This window comes from Cellulophaga sp. BC115SP (assembly GCF_009905545.1).
GTDB lineage: Bacteria > Bacteroidota > Bacteroidia > Cytophagales > Spirosomataceae > Flectobacillus > Flectobacillus rivi.
Genome location: NZ_JAAALB010000015.1, coordinates 26,074 through 44,719 on the forward strand (window position 1 = coordinate 26,074; position 18,646 = coordinate 44,719).

The 18,646-nt window shown below is 37.8% G+C and carries 19 protein-coding genes; 7 read left to right on the plus strand and 12 right to left on the minus strand.

The genetic code is table 11. The features are described 5' to 3' along the window. The first annotated feature begins 68 nt into the window (after window positions 1-68). The 4 genes from GVN22_RS12990 (at window position 69) to GVN22_RS13005 (ending at window position 6,610) form a co-directional block, all read left to right on the plus strand. Window positions 69-1,979 (plus strand): beta-N-acetylhexosaminidase, encoded by a 1,911-nt coding sequence (locus tag GVN22_RS12990; RefSeq protein ID WP_166551458.1) that lies wholly within the window; start codon window positions 69-71, stop codon window positions 1,977-1,979. Between the two features lie 194 nt (window positions 1,980-2,173). Further along, window positions 2,174-3,814 (plus strand): M14 family metallopeptidase, encoded by a 1,641-nt coding sequence (locus tag GVN22_RS12995; protein ID WP_166551459.1) that lies wholly within the window; start codon window positions 2,174-2,176, stop codon window positions 3,812-3,814. Window positions 3,815-3,867: 53 nt separating this feature from the next. After that, window positions 3,868-5,613: a M14 family metallopeptidase gene (locus tag GVN22_RS13000; protein WP_166551460.1), complete on the plus strand. Its 1,746-nt coding sequence runs from the start codon at window positions 3,868-3,870 to the stop codon at window positions 5,611-5,613. A 469-nt stretch (window positions 5,614-6,082) separates the two neighbouring features. Beyond that, window positions 6,083-6,610 (plus strand): murein L,D-transpeptidase family protein, encoded by a 528-nt coding sequence (locus GVN22_RS13005; protein WP_166551461.1) that lies wholly within the window; start codon window positions 6,083-6,085, stop codon window positions 6,608-6,610. On the opposite strand, the gene GVN22_RS13010 is transcribed toward GVN22_RS13005, so the two are convergent. From GVN22_RS13010 to GVN22_RS13040, 7 genes are all read right to left on the minus strand, one after another. Further along, window positions 6,607-6,843 (minus strand): hypothetical protein, encoded by a 237-nt coding sequence (locus GVN22_RS13010; RefSeq protein ID WP_166551462.1) that lies wholly within the window; start codon window positions 6,841-6,843, stop codon window positions 6,607-6,609. The genes GVN22_RS13005 and GVN22_RS13010 overlap by 4 nt on opposite strands. A gap of 123 nt (window positions 6,844-6,966) precedes the next feature. After that, on the minus strand, window positions 6,967-7,527 hold the full coding sequence (locus tag GVN22_RS13015) for a Crp/Fnr family transcriptional regulator (RefSeq protein ID WP_166551463.1): 561 nt from the start codon (window positions 7,525-7,527) through the stop codon (window positions 6,967-6,969). A gap of 66 nt (window positions 7,528-7,593) precedes the next feature. After that, window positions 7,594-7,995, minus strand: coding sequence for a hypothetical protein (locus GVN22_RS13020; protein ID WP_166551464.1), 402 nt, complete (start codon window positions 7,993-7,995; stop codon window positions 7,594-7,596). Between the two features lie 13 nt (window positions 7,996-8,008). Next, entirely contained in the window at window positions 8,009-8,791 is a 783-nt protein-coding gene (locus GVN22_RS13025) for a Fic family protein (protein ID WP_166551465.1), read from the minus strand. A gap of 18 nt (window positions 8,792-8,809) precedes the next feature. Continuing rightward, window positions 8,810-10,045 (minus strand): alanine dehydrogenase, encoded by a 1,236-nt coding sequence (locus GVN22_RS13030; protein ID WP_166551466.1) that lies wholly within the window; start codon window positions 10,043-10,045, stop codon window positions 8,810-8,812. Between the two features lie 85 nt (window positions 10,046-10,130). After that, window positions 10,131-10,556, minus strand: a complete 426-nt coding sequence (gene tsaE, locus GVN22_RS13035) for a tRNA (adenosine(37)-N6)-threonylcarbamoyltransferase complex ATPase subunit type 1 TsaE (RefSeq protein ID WP_166551467.1) — start codon at window positions 10,554-10,556, stop codon at window positions 10,131-10,133. Between the two features lie 383 nt (window positions 10,557-10,939). Continuing rightward, window positions 10,940-11,617, minus strand: coding sequence for an SDR family oxidoreductase (locus GVN22_RS13040; RefSeq protein ID WP_166551468.1), 678 nt, complete (start codon window positions 11,615-11,617; stop codon window positions 10,940-10,942). 243 nt (window positions 11,618-11,860) lie between these two features. Here GVN22_RS13040 and GVN22_RS13045 point away from each other — a divergent pair, with 243 nt between their 5' ends. After that, window positions 11,861-12,565 (plus strand): ABC transporter permease, encoded by a 705-nt coding sequence (locus GVN22_RS13045; protein ID WP_205690883.1) that lies wholly within the window; start codon window positions 11,861-11,863, stop codon window positions 12,563-12,565. A gap of 320 nt (window positions 12,566-12,885) precedes the next feature. Here the strand turns inward: GVN22_RS13045 and GVN22_RS13050 are convergent, their stop codons facing one another. The 5 genes from GVN22_RS13050 to GVN22_RS13070 form a co-directional block, all read right to left on the minus strand. Continuing rightward, window positions 12,886-13,509, minus strand: a complete 624-nt coding sequence (locus GVN22_RS13050; protein WP_166551470.1) for an L-threonylcarbamoyladenylate synthase — start codon at window positions 13,507-13,509, stop codon at window positions 12,886-12,888. Window positions 13,510-13,752: 243 nt separating this feature from the next. Further along, window positions 13,753-14,589, minus strand: coding sequence for a YihY/virulence factor BrkB family protein (locus GVN22_RS13055; RefSeq protein ID WP_205690884.1), 837 nt, complete (start codon window positions 14,587-14,589; stop codon window positions 13,753-13,755). A gap of 147 nt (window positions 14,590-14,736) precedes the next feature. Next, entirely contained in the window at window positions 14,737-15,147 is a 411-nt protein-coding gene (locus tag GVN22_RS13060) for a thioesterase family protein (protein ID WP_166551472.1), read from the minus strand. A gap of 108 nt (window positions 15,148-15,255) precedes the next feature. Beyond that, window positions 15,256-16,305, minus strand: a complete 1,050-nt coding sequence (gene mltG, locus GVN22_RS13065; RefSeq protein WP_166551473.1) for an endolytic transglycosylase MltG — start codon at window positions 16,303-16,305, stop codon at window positions 15,256-15,258. 48 nt (window positions 16,306-16,353) lie between these two features. Beyond that, the gene (locus GVN22_RS13070; protein WP_166551474.1) at window positions 16,354-17,424 is read right to left on the minus strand and encodes an Ldh family oxidoreductase; all 1,071 of its coding nucleotides are present in this window, start codon (window positions 17,422-17,424) and stop codon (window positions 16,354-16,356) included. Between the two features lie 144 nt (window positions 17,425-17,568). Between GVN22_RS13070 and GVN22_RS13075 the strand changes: the two genes are divergently transcribed. Both GVN22_RS13075 and GVN22_RS13080 read left to right on the plus strand, forming a co-directional pair. Further along, a complete protein-coding gene (locus GVN22_RS13075) occupies window positions 17,569-18,066 on the plus strand; it encodes a DUF4139 domain-containing protein (protein ID WP_166551475.1) in 498 nt (165 codons plus the stop codon). Continuing rightward, on the plus strand, window positions 18,026-18,601 hold the full coding sequence (locus tag GVN22_RS13080) for a DUF502 domain-containing protein (protein ID WP_095163200.1): 576 nt from the start codon (window positions 18,026-18,028) through the stop codon (window positions 18,599-18,601). Before GVN22_RS13075 ends, GVN22_RS13080 begins: the two co-directional genes overlap by 41 nt. Window positions 18,602-18,646 lie beyond the last annotated feature (45 nt).

The following is an 18,646-nucleotide window of genomic DNA, read 5'->3' on the forward strand; positions in this document are numbered from 1 at the left end:
CTTGTTTATCAATCAAAAAAAAGTCATAATTTTCCTTTTTTAAATTTTATCCAAAATCCCAAAATTCTATGAAAAAACCGTTTTCAACCTTCAAAGCTGGAGCATTTGCCCTTCTCCTCCTCGCTTCGGGAGGGCTCAAAGCTCAAGATAAACCCCATAATGTAATTCCTGAGCCTGTCAAGATTAGCACAAGCAAAGGGCAATTCTTCGTAAAATCAAGTACTACTATTCTTATTCAACAAGAAGAAGCCAGAACTACAGCAGAGCTTTTGGCAGCACGTTTGAACAAAGCTACAGGCTGGAATTTTACCGTAAAAAAAGGGCCACATCAGCCAAACGCGATTAGTTTTTCACTACACAAAAATCCTGTGGAAGAGCTAGGAAAAGAAGGCTATAACCTAGAAGTAGATGCCAATGGAGCTAAAGTAACTGCCAATCAAACAGGGGGCTTGTTTTATGGGATGCAAAGTATTTTGCAACTATTGCCAACAGAAATAGAAAGTAACACTGCCGTTAAAAAAGACTGGACGATTCCTTTTGTCAAAATCACTGATTATCCGCGTTTTGCTTGGCGTGGTATCATGTTTGACGTAAGTCGTCATTTCTTCACCAAAGACGAAGTGAAGCGTTTTATTGATGTAATGGCTCGTCTCAAATACAACACCTTCCACTGGCATTTGACTGATGATAATGGTTGGAGAATCGAGATAAAATCATTGCCAAAACTCACCGAAGTGGGTGCTTGGCGTGTGCCACGTATTGGTAAATTTAATCAGTTGGATGCTCCAAAAGATGGCGAGGCAGCAACTGACGGTGGTTTTTATACCCAAGAAGACATTAAAGAGGTAATCAAATACGCTTCAGACCGTAACGTAACCATCGTACCAGAAATAGATGTTCCAGGGCATAGTATGGCGGCAATTGCAGCCTATCCTGAACTTTCTTGTAGCAAAGACCCAAAAACCAAGGTAAACCCTGGAAGTAAATTTGCGGAATGGTATGGCAATGGTAAATTCAAGATGTTGACAGATAATACGCTGAATCCTTCTGATGAAAAAGTCTATGAATTTTTAGACAAAGTTTTTACAGAAGTAGCAGCACTTTTTCCTAATCCTTATATCCATGTGGGTGGAGATGAATGTTACAAGGGTTTCTGGGAAGCCGATGCCAATTGTCAGGCATTGATGCAGAAAGAAAACATGAAACATGTCGAGGAATTGCAAGGATATTTTATGAAAAGAGTGGAAAAAATCTTGAAAACTAAAGGTAAAAAACTCCTAGGTTGGGACGAGATTTTGGAAGGTGGAATTGCGCCAGAAGCCACGGTTATGAGCTGGAGAGGCATCGAAGGCGGTATTGAAGCAGCCAAATTGGGACACAACGTAGTCATGACGCCTTCTCCTTATGTGTATATTGACTTTATGCAAAGTGACAGAACGTTGGAACCACCCATTTATGCAACATTACGTTTGAAAAAATGCTATGATTTCGAACCAATTCCTGAAGGCGTAGATGGCAAATTTATCTTAGGAGGACAAGCCAACCTTTGGACTGAAGGCATTCCTACTCTGGCGTATGCGGAGTATATGACTTATCCTCGTTGCTGGGCGTTATCAGAAGTATATTGGTCGCCAAAAGAGAAAAAGAATTGGGAGAAATTTGTTACTAAAATGGAAAATCATTTCGACCGTGCCGATTTAGCAGGTATCAATTACGCTCGCTCTGCTTATGATGCAGCCATCAAACCGAGTATGAAAGATGGAAAATTAGTCGTAGAACTCGAAGCTGAAATTCCGAACCTAACAATTCATTATTCTATTGACGACACCGTGCCTAGCAAATTTAGCCCTGTGTACAAAGACCCTATCCAAATTCCAGAAGGACCTATTACTTTACGTGTAAACACCTACCGTAATGGGAAACCGATTGGACGAATGATTACTTTGAGTCGTGAGGAATTAGCCAAACGCTCAAAATAATTTTTCATCGTACTTTTTTCTCGATTGAGACTCTCAAACGTGTATTACATCGAATCATACGGTTGTGATTGATGGATTGTCTAAGAATACCTGTATTTTTAGGAAAAATCACTTATCCAACCTTCATCGCAACTGTATGGTTCTCCTAACTTCCAAAAAGAGAATCGTTGAAGTCGAGAAAAAAGTACTTAACAATGAAAAAAACCTTTATTCTGGCTGGGCTACTCGCTTTTTCGAGTTGTGCTTTTGCCCAAAGCTCCTATTCAACCCATGCGCAACTGAGCACACGCCTCAAAACCCTCAGTAGCAAATACGCCACCACCGTCAAATTAGAATCTATAGGTAAAAGCAAAGGCGGAAAAGACATTTTTGCCCTAACACTTAGTAAAGGCGATGCAAGTAATAAACCAGCTATAGCTATCTTGGCAGGTGCAGATGGAGCGCATTTAGCAGGAACAGAAGTAGCCTTGCAACTAGCCGAAAAATTTGTGGCTTCCGATTCTCTTGCTAAAGTTTTAGAATCAAAAACCTTCTATATTATTCCTAGCATCAACCCTGATGCACAAGAACAATTTTCAGCAAAACTCAAATTCGAGCGTAGTGGCAACGACGTAGATACCGACGACGACCGTGATGGACGCTTAAATGAAGATCCTTTTGAAGATTTGAACAACGACGGACAAATCACATGGATGCGCATTGAAGACCCAACGGGGAGCTATATCATCAGCAAAGAAGACCCAAGAGTCATGGTAAAGGCCGACCCAAGCAAAGGGGAAGTGGGCAAATATATCCTCCTAAGCGAAGGTATCGACAATGACAAGGATGGTGTTTTCAACGAAGATGGTGTAGGAGGTGTTAATATCGACAAAAATGGTACTTACGATTATCCATTTTTTACCCAAGGTTCGGGAGAATATGCTGCATCTGAATCAGAAACGAAAGCTTTATTAGACTTTTTGTACACCACCAAAAATATTTACGCAGTATTTACATTTGGTCCTGCCAACAACTTGAGCGAAGCCACCAAGTTTGATAAATCTAAAACATTGAAACGAATTGTCACAGGTATTTTAGAAAAAGATGCTTCGGTAGGAGAACAAATTACCAAACTCTACAATACGCAAACAGGCTTGAAAGATGCACCTGCTATGCCACAAACCAAAGGAAATCTTTCTCAAACGGCCTACTATCACTACGGAAGATTAAGTTTTAGTACGCCAACATGGTGGGCTCCAAAGGTTACTGCAACAAAAGATTCTACCAAGAAAGAAGTAAAAGATATCAAAGCAAGTGACAATGAGGATATTCGCTTTTTGAAGTGGGCTGATGCACAGCAACTAAAAGGAAGTTTTGTTTCTTGGCAAAAAATCAATCATCCAGACTTCCCAAATCAAACTGTTGAAGTTGGAGGAATTGCTCCTTATGCAAAAATGAACCCTCCTATCAGTTATTTGAATGACGCCACAGACAAACATATCAAGTTTTTCAAGGCATTTGCTTCTCAAATGCCAGATGTACAGATTCTTAATATAAAAACTGAATCTGTTTCTGCTGGTTTAACTCGCGTAACTGTCCAAGTAACCAATAAAGGTTTATTGCCAACTGGTTCAGAAATCGGGGATCGTGTGCGTTGGGTACAAAAGGTGCGAACAGAGGTGAAAACTTCAAGTTCTCAAACCATTATTTCAGGTAAAAAAGTCAACCTTCGTGGTGCTATGTCGGCTGGTGAATCACAGGAATATAGCTGGTTGATTAGCGGTTCGGGCAATATCACCATCGAAGCTGGTAATGCTATGACAGGTATTAAAACGGTATCTGTAGCGCTGAAATAGTTTTTTATCCTTCACAACGTACAATATTCAACAAATTATCTTAGCATTTTCTTATGAAAAAATATATATCCCTATTCTTGCTGTCATGCTCATTGGGTGCAGCAGCGCAAGAAAAAACCATCAACGATGACCTCACAGGGCTTCGTGCTATAGGAACTCCCGCTTCGCCAAAAGTAAAAATTAGCTGGAATCATTACAACGATTATGCGATGATTACTCGTTTTTGCCAAGATTTAGCAAAAGCTTATCCAGACTTGGTAAAGGTGGAGTCTATCGGAAAATCCACTCAAGGAAAAGAAATGTGGGTTTTAACGATTTCGGATTTTAAGTCAGGAAATGTAGATCGTAAACCGGGCTTTTATATCGATGGCAATATCCACTCCAATGAGATACAGGGAACTGAAGTGGCAATGTACACAGCTTGGTATTTGGCAGAAAGTTTTAATTCCGTAGATTTTATCAAACAACTTTTAAAAGATAAGGTCTTTTATATCGTTCCAACCATCAACCCAGATGCACGTGAGGATTTCTTGAAAAATCCTAATACCCCACACTCTCCTCGTTCGGGAATGTTGGCTTTTGATGATGATGGAGATGGGAAAGCGGACGAAGACAAATTTGATGACCTCGATGGCGATGGCAATATCGTAATGATGCGTCGCAAAACACCTTATGGTCGCTGGAAGGTTGATTGTGATAATCCACAACGTATGATTCCCGCTAAACCAGACGAAAAAGGCGAATACGAAATGTTAGGCTATGAAGGTATCGACAATGATGGCGATGGTGCTGTCAATGAAGACTTAATTGGTTATTATGACCCTAACCGTGACTGGGGCTGGAACTGGCAACCAGACTATATTCAACGTGGAGCCTTGTATCACCCAGGCACGTTGGCTGAGACGCGCAATATCAAAAATTTTGTATATGCTCACCCTAATATAGCTGGGGCACAAAGTTATCATAATAATGGAGGTATGTTTTTACGTGGACCAGGTGCCGAAGAAGACGCAGGATTTTATGTGCCTCAAGATGGTGCTGTGTATGATTATTTTGGAAAAATTGGAGAGAAAATCAATCCGGGATATAAGTACTTTGTGATTTACAAAGACCTATACACCGTATATGGAGGCGAAATTGACTGGCTTGCACTAGGTCGTGGAGTATTTACTTTCTCGACAGAGTTATTTACTTCTTATAAATTATTCGGAAAACAAAGTGAGGAGGGTCGTGGTCAGAATAATGATTTTGAAGAGTTTAGCAAAAATCTCTTATTCAATGATGCTTATGTCGCTTGGAAACCGTTCAAACACCCACAATATGGCGATATTGAAATTGGTGGACCAAAGAAAAACTACACACGAAACCACCCTGGTTTTATGTTGGAAGAAGACGCTCATAGAAACATGGCTTTTACGGTTTTGCATGCTTCGCAGATGCCTAAATTAGAAGTATCAGAGATTCGTCAAAAAGCCTTAGCAGGTGGTTTTACCGAAGTAACAGCCGTAGTTACCAACGCCAAAGTTATTCCAACTCACTCAGCACATGATTTGAAATACAAAATCGAAAGACCCGATTATATTTCTTTGAAAAATGCTAATGTAGTAGCTGGTATGATTGTTGAAAACGAAGACATCAATTTGACTAAAGAACAAAAATACACACCTCAAACGATTGAAGTTTCGAACATTTCAGGAATGAGCGCTGTGAAAGTTCGCTGGATTGTTAAAGGAAAACTGGATAAAGCAACCGTGGAAGTTGACAGTCAAAAAGGAGGCTTAACGAGTAAAACTTTGTAAATATACTCTAGGCTGTAAGCCGTAGGCATTAGGCTAAAAAGCTTAAATTATTTTATTAGAAATTCTTGTCAACTTTTAACCTACAGCATAAAAGCGGTTGGAAAGTATTTTCCGACCGCTTTTTTAATTAAAACTTGGAGGATAATCCCAATCTTAATATTCAGGAATACTCAGTTTTATTCCTACATATTGGCTGGCATTCAAATTTTAGTAATCAATCACAAATCACTCCGTTAGGATGGCTCATGATTTATGAACAGTATCTCGAATCCGAATAAGCCTAAAAATTCAAAACAGTATAACACAAGTTTTTCAAAATATAATCACATACCAATTTATAACTCTGACCGTTTACTAACTACACCTCTAGATTTACCCCTAAATAGCTGCTTTTCAATCTTCTGAGAAATACCATATACTATCTTTGTAAACAAAATTCTTCTTTGCCCTCTCTAATTCCTAAAACTTTATGACTCATCCTCTCAAAATTATCTTTCGCACATTTATACTTGTTCTTATTCTAGGGCTAGCTATTTATCAATTTTTACCCGAAACTCCACTCCCTAAAAATGCACAAATTGATAGTCTGGTTGTATTAAAATCAAAGCGACAATTATTAGCTTTTTACGATGGACAACTTCTCAAAACTTACTCGATTGCCTTAGGTCAACAACCGCTTGGTGCCAAAGAATATGAAGGCGATTTAAAAACCCCAGAAGGCAGTTATATCATTAATGACAAAAATCCGAAGAGTGCTTATTATAAAAACTTGGGTATCTCCTACCCCAACGCAAAAGATATAGCACACGCACAAAAGTTACACCGCCCAGCGGGAGGCGAAATTAAAATTCATGGACTAAAAAATTACATGGGACTTTTAGGCAAATTTCATCGCTGGTTTGACTGGACTTTAGGTTGTATAGCCGTTCAAAATTCCGAAATAGACGAATTATATAATGCCGTTCCTGTTGGTACTCCCATTATAATTTTTCCCTAAACCTCTTCAAATTCCACTGGTTCTTTCAAAGCATCTTTGGTATCTGCTTTTTTATTGACTGGAGTACTACAATTCCCTGCGGCACAACACCCAGTATTGGTAATAGCTTGAAAAAGTACAAAAGCACTTAACCCTAATAGTAAAAAATCCTTTTGCATCATCCCGTTTGTCAAAGCCCATGCTCCAACTGCCAAACGTAGAAATCGCATCACACTCCAATTCTTTAAATCCATGTCATTATTATTTAATTGCTCAAAGTAGTAAAAATTCATCAATTTTACACAAATATATGAACATATAATCATTTAATAAAGTTTCAAAAAAGGCTTTCCAGCCATTTTTGAATATACTAAACATTAAGCTTTTATATTATTTCGAATACGACTCAAGCTATCGGGATGAATACCTAGAAAAGAGGCCAAATCTTTTACAGGAATGAGCCTCAAAGCATCTGGTTGATAAGTAATCAAATTGAGATAGCGCTCTTCGGCACTTTGCGAAATCAAACTATAAGTACGTTTAGTTTCACGAATATATAAGCCCTCCGCAATTCTTCGGTGGAAGCGTTCTGCATTTTTGGAACGTTCTAAAAGCTCCAAAACAGGTTGATAACGAAGGCGCATAGCTGTAACCTTAGTAACCGCCTGAATGCCTATGAATGACGGTGTTTGTGATAAACATGAGGAAAAAGAGCTAACAAAATTTCCTTTAAAGCCTAAATCCACACAAATTTCTTTATCCTCTTTGAAGGAAATATATTTTACAGCACCATCCACGATAAAGTAAATACATGACTCTACCTGTCCAATCTCTGTTAAAAACTCTTTTTTCTTAAATTGAACTTCTTCTATATGACTACGATAGAAGTCCCACTCTTCTGACGAGAAGTTTGCTAGTCTGAAGATTGCCTCTTTCACGATTTCTATTTTTTGGGGATTTACTATCATCTCATTACATCTAATAGTGGGTTAATTACGCAATGTTTAGTCCTCAGGATAAGGAATATACACAAAACTAGCAAAATCATTATCAAAGACAAACAAACAGCAAAACTCATCTGGGTCTTTGTAACTTGTTTCAAAAACCTCAATACTTTCAGATGAAATAATTCCCCTTTGTATAAACTCCTCGGCAACTGTGGCATTATAGTTCCAAGTATTTCCATTCATTTCGTTGATACCGATCAATTTTGAACCAACAGGCACAACGGTACGAGATACTGCAAAAATAGGATATTTAGAAAAACCTCTTGTTCTAATTTGATAAGAAGCTTCCTTAACAAATTCTGCCACTAAGGCGAAGTCTGTTGAAATAATGCCCAAGTACTTTCCATTCAAATCAGGAGAGTTGGGGGCATTGGATATAGCTTGATAATCTTCAATCATTTTATTTAAAATTTTACTTTTCAAAAATTAATACCTCTGGAAGCATTAGTAAAAAAGGAATCGATTTTTCATAATCTAAGCCTTCATAATAAATACCTAACCTTGCTAGATTCTTATAGTAAGTATTTACGTTTTTGTAATAATACTTTTCGGATTGAATAAACCATGCACTTCTCCCTAATTTTTCAGCTAAAAACCACTTTTCTAATAATCGAGCTAGTCGTCCATTACCATCACTAAAAGGGTGAATATTTACAAATACCAGATGGATAAAGGAAGCGTAATAAAATACCTCTTCAACTGGCATTGGTTCTTGCAATAATTCATCTATTTCAGTCCAAAAAGCTTCAAATTCTTTCTCTATTAGTCCAAGTGGAGCTGCCTCATACTGAATTCTACCAGTTTTATGCTCCATAACAAGCATTTCGGTTTTCCGTAGCGTACCTCTTAGCCTTTCAGGAAGTAAATGAGCTGATATCAGCTTATCCGCCTCTAAGAAATTGGCGTACGTTAAGGGATAATCTTGAGCAAACAGGTATGCATTATATAAATCATTAGGCTTTTCTGTTAGCTCAGGAAGGTATTCAATTTGTAAAAGTTTGTGCTTCACAAAACTATCAACCTCAAGCTGTTCTCCTTCTATCTTAGAGGAAGACATTACTGAAACAGAAGTATAAAATGTAAAGCTATGAGGTTCCAAACGTATTTGTTCTACCTCCGAAAATTCATCCTGAATATCGAGGTCTAACAATGATTTCCAAGTCTTCAGATATCTTGAGGTAATCAATTTTCCCATCGATAAATTTAGTTTTATTTAGAACCTAGCAGCCGCCAACAAACTTAGGTCTTTATAAGCTATTCCTAGTTTTTTTGCTATTTGAGCATTTGTCAAACTTCCTTTGTAACTATAAACACCTTTCATGAAAGCTTTGTTGGCAAAAATTGCTTCTTCTATTCCACCTGTTTTTCCTGTCTTGAGCAAAAACGAGGTAAAAATATTGCTCAACGCCTGTGTAGCAGTATGTGCCACACGTGAAGGAATATTAGGCACGCAATAATGAATCACATCATATTTACGATAGGTAGGATTTGCTAAATCTGTCAACTCAGATGTTTCAAAACAGCCTCCTTGGTCGATACATACATCTATTAATACCGAGTCAGGTTTCATTCTCGACACCATTTCTTCAGTAATAATGCATGGTGTAAAGCCATTTTCGGCACGTAACGCTCCTATCACCACATCTGCTTGAATAATGGCCTCTGGCAACACATGAGAATCGATAATACAAGTATAAACGTGTTGACCAATGGCATGTTTGAGGCGCTGAAGTTTATAAATATCTTTATCGAAAATCTTCACATCAGCCCCCAGACTAATCGCTGTACGAGCGGCGTATTCTGAAACGGTACCAGCACCTAAAAAAACTACTTTCGTGGGTGGTACGCCTGTTATTCCTCCCAAAATTACACCCATACCATTATTGGCGCTACTCAAACATTCGGCAGCAATCAACATAACGGTACTTCCAGCAATTTCGGACATCGCACGAATCAAAGGCAATCCGCCTGCATTGTCTTCAATAAACTCATACGCCAATGCTGTGACCTTCTTACGATTCAGTTTCTCAAAATACTCTTTGGTTGATTTTTGCATATTGAGTGCCGAAATCAAAGTTGCTCCATGTTTTAAGTATTCGAGTTCTTCTTCCGTAAGTGGCTGAATTTTCACAATCACATCGGCTTTATACAGTTCCTCTTTCGAATAGGCAATCTGAGCACCAGCTTCGGAGTACTGAGAGTCTTTAAATTTGGCTCCTTCGCCTGCGCCAGTCTCAATCAAAACCTGATGACCATTTTTTACCAAAAGCGATACGGCATCGGGGGTTAAGGAAACACGTTTTTCGTGTAAGGTAATTTCCTTTGGTAAGCCAATGAACAAGCTCTTCGCATTTTGCTTGGTCCATAACAACGCTTCTTGAGGCATTAGAGCCGTTTGAGTAAGACCTGTTTGGGCGAGTATTTCTTTAAATCCAGATTGTTTAGCCATTGCTTTATTCAACACAAGATTGGGTTAGTATAGCACGAAAATAAAGTGTTGCTTGACCTTTCCAAAATTCTATCGTGAAGGTTTACTAATTTTTTTTCAAAATAATAAGGCGACTTCCATCAGTTTGCACCGAAATTTCAATGCTTAAATAATTCAAGGGCCACAAGTTTTCAATCTTTGAAGGCCATTCAACAAAGCAATAGTTTCCCGAATCAAAATACTCCTCCACACCCATATCCATGGCTTCTACTTCATTTTTTAACCGATAAAAGTCAAAATGATAAAGCGTTTCTCCATTTTCGGTAACATATTCGTTGACAATTGAGAAGGTTGGACTTTGTACATGATTGGTAACACTCCAATGAGCACACAAGGCCTTAATCAACGTAGTTTTGCCTGCTCCCATCTGTCCTTCAAACAACCAAATCAACTCGCTTTTGCCAAATTCTGCAATTTGAGTCGCTACTTCTGGTAATTGATCTAGACTTTGATATTGAATTTGTTTTTCCATTTCCAAAATTAATTCTACGATTTCAAAAGGTAGGATATTATTTAGTGATTTGTGAATGAGTGATTTCGACGTTTTGGGAGTTCCTGCCTTTGTTGGAGTTTTCTCCAACAAACTTGCGTTAGCAACAGCCAAAACCTATCCTCCACACTCAGGTAGTTGCTGACGCTTATGTCGTTGGAGATAACTCCAACGAGGGCAGAATTCACAACTCACTCATTCATTATTAAATATCTTCGCCGTTGTTGGAGTTTTCTCCAACAAACTTGCGTTAGCAACAGCCCAATACTATCCTCTACATTTGGTGAGTTGCTGACGCTAGGATCGTTGGAGAAAACTCCAACGAGGGCGGATAAATCACTAATTAACAACTTACTAATTCACCATTAAATATCTCCCAATTGTGGGCGTAATAAAATTTCTTCTAAAACCGTGCTGGCTGGCATTTTGTGTGCCGTCCAGATTACTTCTGCGACATCTTCAGAACGCATAAAACGCTCCGTTGGCAAATCGACACCTGCCCATGAATTGGTCAAGGTCGCTCCTGGAAGAATACTTGTAACACGTACATTAAAAGGCTTTAGCTCTTCACGCAATACCTTACTCATACCCAAAAGCGCAAATTTCGAAATACAATAAGAGCCACCATTTGTATAGGCTGTAATACTTGCAGTAGAACAAATATTAAAAATATGTCCCGAACGCAAAGCAATCATCTGATTTACAAATTGTCGAGTTAGATGATAAGCACTGTAAACATTGGTTTCAATCATTGCCTCAAGCGTCCCTTCCTCTTCGTTATGAATTTGACCGGGGATAAAGAAACCAGTATTATTTACCAAAATATCTACATTTTCGGTATGCTGACGAACAAAGTCTGCAAATGCTATCACCTCGCTACGTTGTGATAAATCTGCCTTGAAAAAATAGACATTCGATAATTCTTTTAAAGACTCATCTTCGGTACGAGCACACGTGAACACTTGATATTGTTCTTGGGCAAACTTTTCAACAATAGCTCTTCCGATACCTTTTGTTCCGCCCGTTACTATAATTGATTTCATAAATGATTGTTTATGGCATATATCTTCAATAATACCTTAACCTGAATTATTTTCCCATTCATAATAACAACATCAGTCATAAAAACTCTGTTCCCTTCACCGATTATTCCTGTAAGGTTTGTTATCTTTGAGGGCACAGCTTGCTAAAGTTGTCATAGCTACAAAAAACGTAGCAACGAAGTTACTAACTTATAACGCTTAACAGAAAACGAAGTGACAAGAATAGGTAGATATTTCATTTTCATGGGGAATTTATTTAAAAATCCTGAAAAATTTAAGGTTTATTTTGATTTGGTATTTGAGGAGGCTTATGAAATTGGAATTAATTCTCTACTCATTGTTTCAATTGTTTCCTCCTTTATTGGTGCTGTAACCTGTGTACAAACCGCTGCTAACTTGTCGAATCCTTTTGTACCGAAGTACATTATTAGTTTGATTGTACGAGATTCTACAATTTTGGAACTTGCACCAACCATTACTGCCATTGTTTTGGCAGGAAAAGTTGGCTCGCACATCGCCAGTCAATTAGGTACTATGCAAATTACTGAACAGATTGATGCCTTGGAGGTAATGGGTATTAATTCTACTTCTTATTTGGTTTTACCCAAAATCATTGGTGCCATTATTACTTTTCCAATGTTGGTAGCCTTAGCAGGATTTCTTTCTATTTATGGAGGTTATTTAGCAGGGTGGCTTTCGGGTGCTATTTCACCATCGGAGTATATTCAAGGCTTACGTTTTGACTTTCATCCTATATATGTACCTTTTGCGATTATCAAATCAGTGGTTTTTGCCTTTTTGATTGCTTCCATTTCGGCATTTCAAGGCTATTTTACCAAAGGTGGAGCATTAGAGGTAGGGCAGTCATCGACCAAAGCCGTGACAAATAGCTGTATTGCCGTATTAGTAGCCGATTATTTACTTGCGCAATTACTTGTAGGAAGTTGAGATAGGCATCTCTAATTTAGCGATTTAGTGATTGAGCGAGTGATTAAGTAAAAAATTGTATTCTATCAGTAGAGACGCAATGCTTGCGTCTTAAGCTGAGTAAAATCTAGTATGATAGCATCAAAAAGGCGTTCGAAATTTGTTTTTCGAACGCCTTTTTGATGAACGCTTGGCAAATAACCCAAATGGCAAAATTCGGGATAACTCATGTTTAATAATGAATAATAGTGCCAAATAAAATCCAACTAACCAACAAAATAACATACTGAAAATCAATTAGTTAAGACAATAACTCATCACTCATAATTCATTACTCACAACTACAAAAACTCCTCCAACTCGCCCAGTCCTTGACGAATCACTTCAAAATCGTCGGAGGTAGCATCTACAATCGTTGAAGGAATATTATTACCAAATCCTCCATCAATTACAATATCAACTACATTTTGAAATTTTTCAAAAATTAGTTCAGGGTCAGTTGAATACTCCACAATATCGTCCTCATCACGAATCGAAGTTGTGATAATTGGGTTACCTAACTCTTTGACAATTAATCGTGTGATTTCGTTATCAGGAATACGTATCCCAACGGTTTTCTTTCCTTGAGCCAACACTTTCGGTACCTTGTTGTTACCATCCAATACAAAAGTAAACGGTCCGGGCAAGGCTTTTTTCATGAGCTTAAAAGCGGCATTCGAAACCTTAGCATAATCCGAAATATGACTCAAATCATAACAGATAAAAGAGAAATTATTTTTGTTCGGCTTTATTCCTTTGATTTGACAAATACGTTCAACGGCACGGGTATTATGAATATCACATCCCATTCCATACACCGTATCGGTAGGGTATATAATGACGCCACCGTCTTTTAGGCACGAAATAATCTGATCGATTTTTCGCATATCTGTACCTTTTTCGTACAGCTTAATAAACTCTGCCATGGTACCTCCTTCTAAAAAATGTTCTGTGGATTGCGATTTATTGATGTAACAAGGTGGGAACTTGATGTCAAAAAACAAAATAGAACTACTTTTTTTTCAAAAATGCTTCTATTTCTTTCGAAAAGTAAAAATTTGGCACGATTATGGCGGAAAATTGATTATCAATGCTAAAAAGTAGGAATACTTCATTGATTTTTATGGGTTAGGGTACAAAAAGCCGTGCTTACTTTGAGTGCGGCTTTTTCAATTTTCAACCGATAAAAACTCCTCCTCGCTATCTGGTGGCACATTAATCGCATGATCGATACTCGCATTTATTTCAAAACCAAGAATCAATACCAACGCAATCAGATATAGCCAAACCATCAGGGCGATAAAGGTACCAATTGTTCCATAAAGCCTGTTGTAAGAGGCAAAGTTGGAAAGGTAATAGGAAAATCCGTTCGTAATAACAATTGTCAAAATAGAGGCCGTAATTGAGCCGACATTAATAAATTTCCATTTTTTGTGTACAGATGGTCCCCAATAATACACAATGGATATCACCAGAAAAAACAGCGCAAATATTACGAAATAGGTTAATGCTTGTAAGATATAAAACGTAAAATTGGGATCAATCATCCCTCCTTCAAACAGCATATCAACTAAAAGTCGTCCTACAATCAATACCACAATTGATACAAACAACACCATTGTCAACAAGAAATTCATCATAACGGCAATCAATCTAGCTTTGACAAAACCTCTTTTTTCTTGTGTTGTCAGGGTTAAATTAAAAGCTCGCATCAGCGCCATTGTCCCACTTGTAGAAGCATACAAGGCAAAGAAAAAACCGAGTGATAAAACACCTCCTCGTGGCTTACTTATAATCTCGACTATTGTACGTTTGGCTTCTCCATAAATTCCTGCAGGCATTACGTCTGAAAGTAAATTAAGAATTCTTTCGTCTAGATTCTCAACAGGAATATAGGGAATTAAAGAAAAAAGAAATATCAAAGTAGGGAAAACCGCCAAAGTAAAATTATACGCCACCGCCGCTGCACGAACGTCAATATCGAACTGAATGATTTTTTGAATCAAGATTTTCAGTACGTAATAAACAGTTGCAGTAGTATTTTTTAAATGTGTTGTTTGTAAAAAATAGATTACGAGGGAGTATAATTTAGTATTTCTTAGTCGTTTGAGCATTCCGGTATCTTTTACTTTCCTTCAAAAAATCTTTTAGATTTAGCCCGCAAAATAAGGTTGTAGCAATATTGTTAATTCTTTGGGGGCTTTTGTTAAGCGATTGGTTTCACGATTTACAAACACCAAGATGGTTTCACCAGTATGGACTAATTTTCCTTCCGTATTGAATATTTCATAATTGAAAACAACACGTGCGGATGGCATAGTTTGTAAACTTGTTTTGATAGTGAGCAGTTCGTCATAAAGCGCTGGCGCAATATATTTGGATTTGTTTTCATACACTGGCATCATGACACCAGAATCTTCCATTTCTTTATAACTAAAGCCTAAACTTCTCAGTGCTTCTACCCTACCAATTTCATACAAACGGGCATAGTTACCATAATATACATAGCCCATTTGGTCGGTATCCGCATAGCGAACTCGGTATGTGAATTCGTGAATATACATAAGAATTACGAAATTTTGAGGAAATTGGATGCTTTGATTTGGTATAAAAAACAAAGACTACAAAGTTGCCATGTATGCCATACTTTATAGTCTTTGGGTCTTTGAGAATTATTTTTTAGTACTATGAATATTGAGTTTATTCAAAGCATCTTGATAAATACGAGCGTTATTCAAGTGATCTTCGAAGCTCTCAGCAAAATTGTGATAACCTGAAAAATCTTCTTTTGCACAGAAATACATGTATTTATGATGTTCATAATTCAAAACAGCATCAATTGATTTCAAATCTGGCAAGTTAATTGGACCTGGAGGCAAGCCAATAACCTTGTAGGTATTATATGGCGATTTGATGCTTGTCAAGGTACTATTCACACGCTTTATCGTAAAATCTTGGTGCGCAAAAACCACCGTTGGGTCGGCCTGTAGAGGCATTTTTGCATTCAAACGATTCATATATACTCCTGCTACTCTTGGCTTTTCGTCTGGCTTTTTGGTTTCGGCTTCGACGATTGATGCCATAATTTGCGCTTGAATTGGCGTCAAACCAATGGCAGCGGCCTTTTGTTTGCGTTCTTCTGTCCAGAATTTTTTGTACCAACCGTGCATTGTATCAAAAAACTCATTGGGTGTAACGGTCCAATAAACTTCGTAGGTATTTGGTAAAAACATACACATGATAGTCTCATTTGTAAAACCATATTTATTAGCTACAGCACTATCATTCAGCATTTTGGCAAATGTTAATGAGTCGAATTGGAAACGATTACCTATTTTGTGTACCAAATCTTTTTTCAAACGAATATTATTGAAAGTCAAGCGAATAGCATCCTGACGACCAGAGCGAAGTTTTTTCAACAACTCATAATTACCCATTTCAGCCGTAATCATATAACGACCTTCATGTACATTTTCATGAAACTTTAAAAGTTTAGCTAAAAACTTAAATGATAGCTCATCTCTTACAATTTTATGAGCACTTAAAGAGTCCCATACTGTTTCAAATGTGGCTCCTTTAGGAATCAATAAAGCGAACCCTTTCTTTTCATCTACCTGATAATTAGGCGTTTTGGCTATTTGCCAAACATAATAAGAGAACATCGCCGAAAACAAAGCAACTGTAATAATCAGATAGCGAATGAGTTTGTTATTCTTTTGCATTTTTGATTTGATAAGCTATTTATTGAGTTAATCTTGAGATTGCTTTTTTTAAAATTTTATGCCAAAGCGAGTTGCCAAAGCATTTAGGTCATTAACAACAGGCTCCAACAAATTAATTCCATTGGCTTTGCGTTCAGCCTCTAATTCACGCTCTGGATCACCTGGAATAATTACATTTTTTCCGTCTACTGCTGGTGCTGCTTTAAAACGATTGATCCATTTGTCCATATCAGCTTTAAACTCGTCTGCTGGTCTAAATCCATCAATACGCATCGCACCCAAGAAATGTCCTGTACCTTTTCCTACTTGTTCGCCAGCAGCCATAAATCCAGCTGTAGCAAAAGGCGGAACCCAAGGACCAAAATTGGCTCCAGAAAGTACACCAGAGAATATATCGACAATCGCACCTAAACCATATCCTTTGTGAGACCCATGTTCGCGGTCGCCACCTAATGGTAACAATGCTCCTCCATTTTTCACTGCGTTGGCATCGTCGGTCGGATTTCCGTCTTTATCTTGTACCCAACCAAGTGGAGCAGGCGCACCTTTACGTTGTAAAATCTCCATTTTGCCATAAGCTACTGCTGTAGTGGCAAAGTCGGCAACAAAAGGAGGATTTTCAGCCGCAGGAACAGCCACAGCAATAGGGTTTGTACCCAATAATTTTTCCTTTGAAAACGTTGGTGTAACTAAAGGGGCAGCATTGGTCATAGCCCAGCCAATCATATCTTTATGTAAAGCCTTCATAGCATGATAACCCGCAATGCCAAAGTGGTTGGAATTTTGAACCGAAATCCAGCCAGAACCTACTTTATCAGCCTTTTCCATCGCAATTTCCATTGCTTTGGGAGCAACCACCAAACCGAGTCCTTTGTCACCATCTATAACGGCAGTTGAAGGTGTTTCGTGTATGATTTTGATAATTGGCTTAGGATTAAGTCGACCGTTGTCATACAATCGCACATAGCCACTTAAGCGAGCGATACCGTGCGAATCTACCCCTCTTAAATCAGCTGAAATTAATACTTGAGACGCCAACAAGGCATCTTCTTCGCTACATCCAATCGACAGAAAAACCTGTTGGATAAATTCTTGTAATTGTGTATATTGAAAATTCATTATCTAAAACTTTGACTATTTCTTTTGAGATTTCTGATGCAAAATTACAAATAAATGTTCGTTGAATGACTCAATTTTGAAAAATCACTATTATTAGCCATTATCCTTATTTTAAAGCCTTTGAAAAATATTTTGGTAAAATTCTTGCAAAAAACTTTAAAGACGGCACTTTTCACCCTCTTTTTTTGTACTTGTTACAGCATTCTAGCTCAAAAAAACAAGTCGCAAAAGTTACGCCCCATCAACAAACCCGATACACTTTCGTTGAGTGTTGAGGAAAATCTTAGAATTAAAATTAGACGTGATATTAAACATCATACCAAACAGGTAGACGATGAGCTCATTCACGAATATCGCTCCATAGCTATTCGAGTATATAATCCATGGTTGAAGACTTTAAATATTGTGGTAGGCGAAACCATTCCTAATATTAAGGACACTGATATTGTTTTTGAAATGGAGGAAAATTCAGATGCCACTGTTGATTACAACCGAAATAAACTTTTATGGGATTTTGCACTCAAACCCAAAGAAGCCAAAACAATCGTACTGAGTTATCGAGTTCATTATCCAAAAGGCAAAACCATAATAGATATAAAAAATGTCTTTCAGATTCAAACGTATAAGCGCAAAGCTTTTTAGTTATTTTGTACAAGGTCTACTTTTACTAGCACCAGTTTATATTACGGGCTATATTATTTTCAACCTACTATCTTCTCTTGACGAACATTTTTACTTTCATTTTCGAGGCACAGGACTTGTGGTTCTTTTAGCCATCATAATGGTCGTGGGCTTTTTGGGTTCATCATTTTTGGCGGTGCCTGTCCTCAAGATTTTTGAAGAAGGGCTTTCCAGATTGCCCCTTGTCGGACTTATTTATTTCTCGCTTAAAGACCTAGTCGAAGCTTTTGTGGGAGACAAAAAGAAGTTTAATCAGCCCGTACTATTTACGATAAATAAAGAAAATGGCATCAAAAAAATTGGCTTTATTACCCAAAGCGACCTGAGTTTTTTATCACTCGATGGCGATGTGATGGTGTATTGCCCACATTCTTATGCTTTTTCTGGCGAAATGATGATTGTGCCCAAAAGTAGTATTATTCATTTGGATATTCCATCCTCGGATGCCATGAAAATGATTATTTCGGGTGGTGTATCACTTACACAAGACAAGTAGGCATATCATGAAACTGTGCGCTTTATTACTTTTCCTTTCTATCTT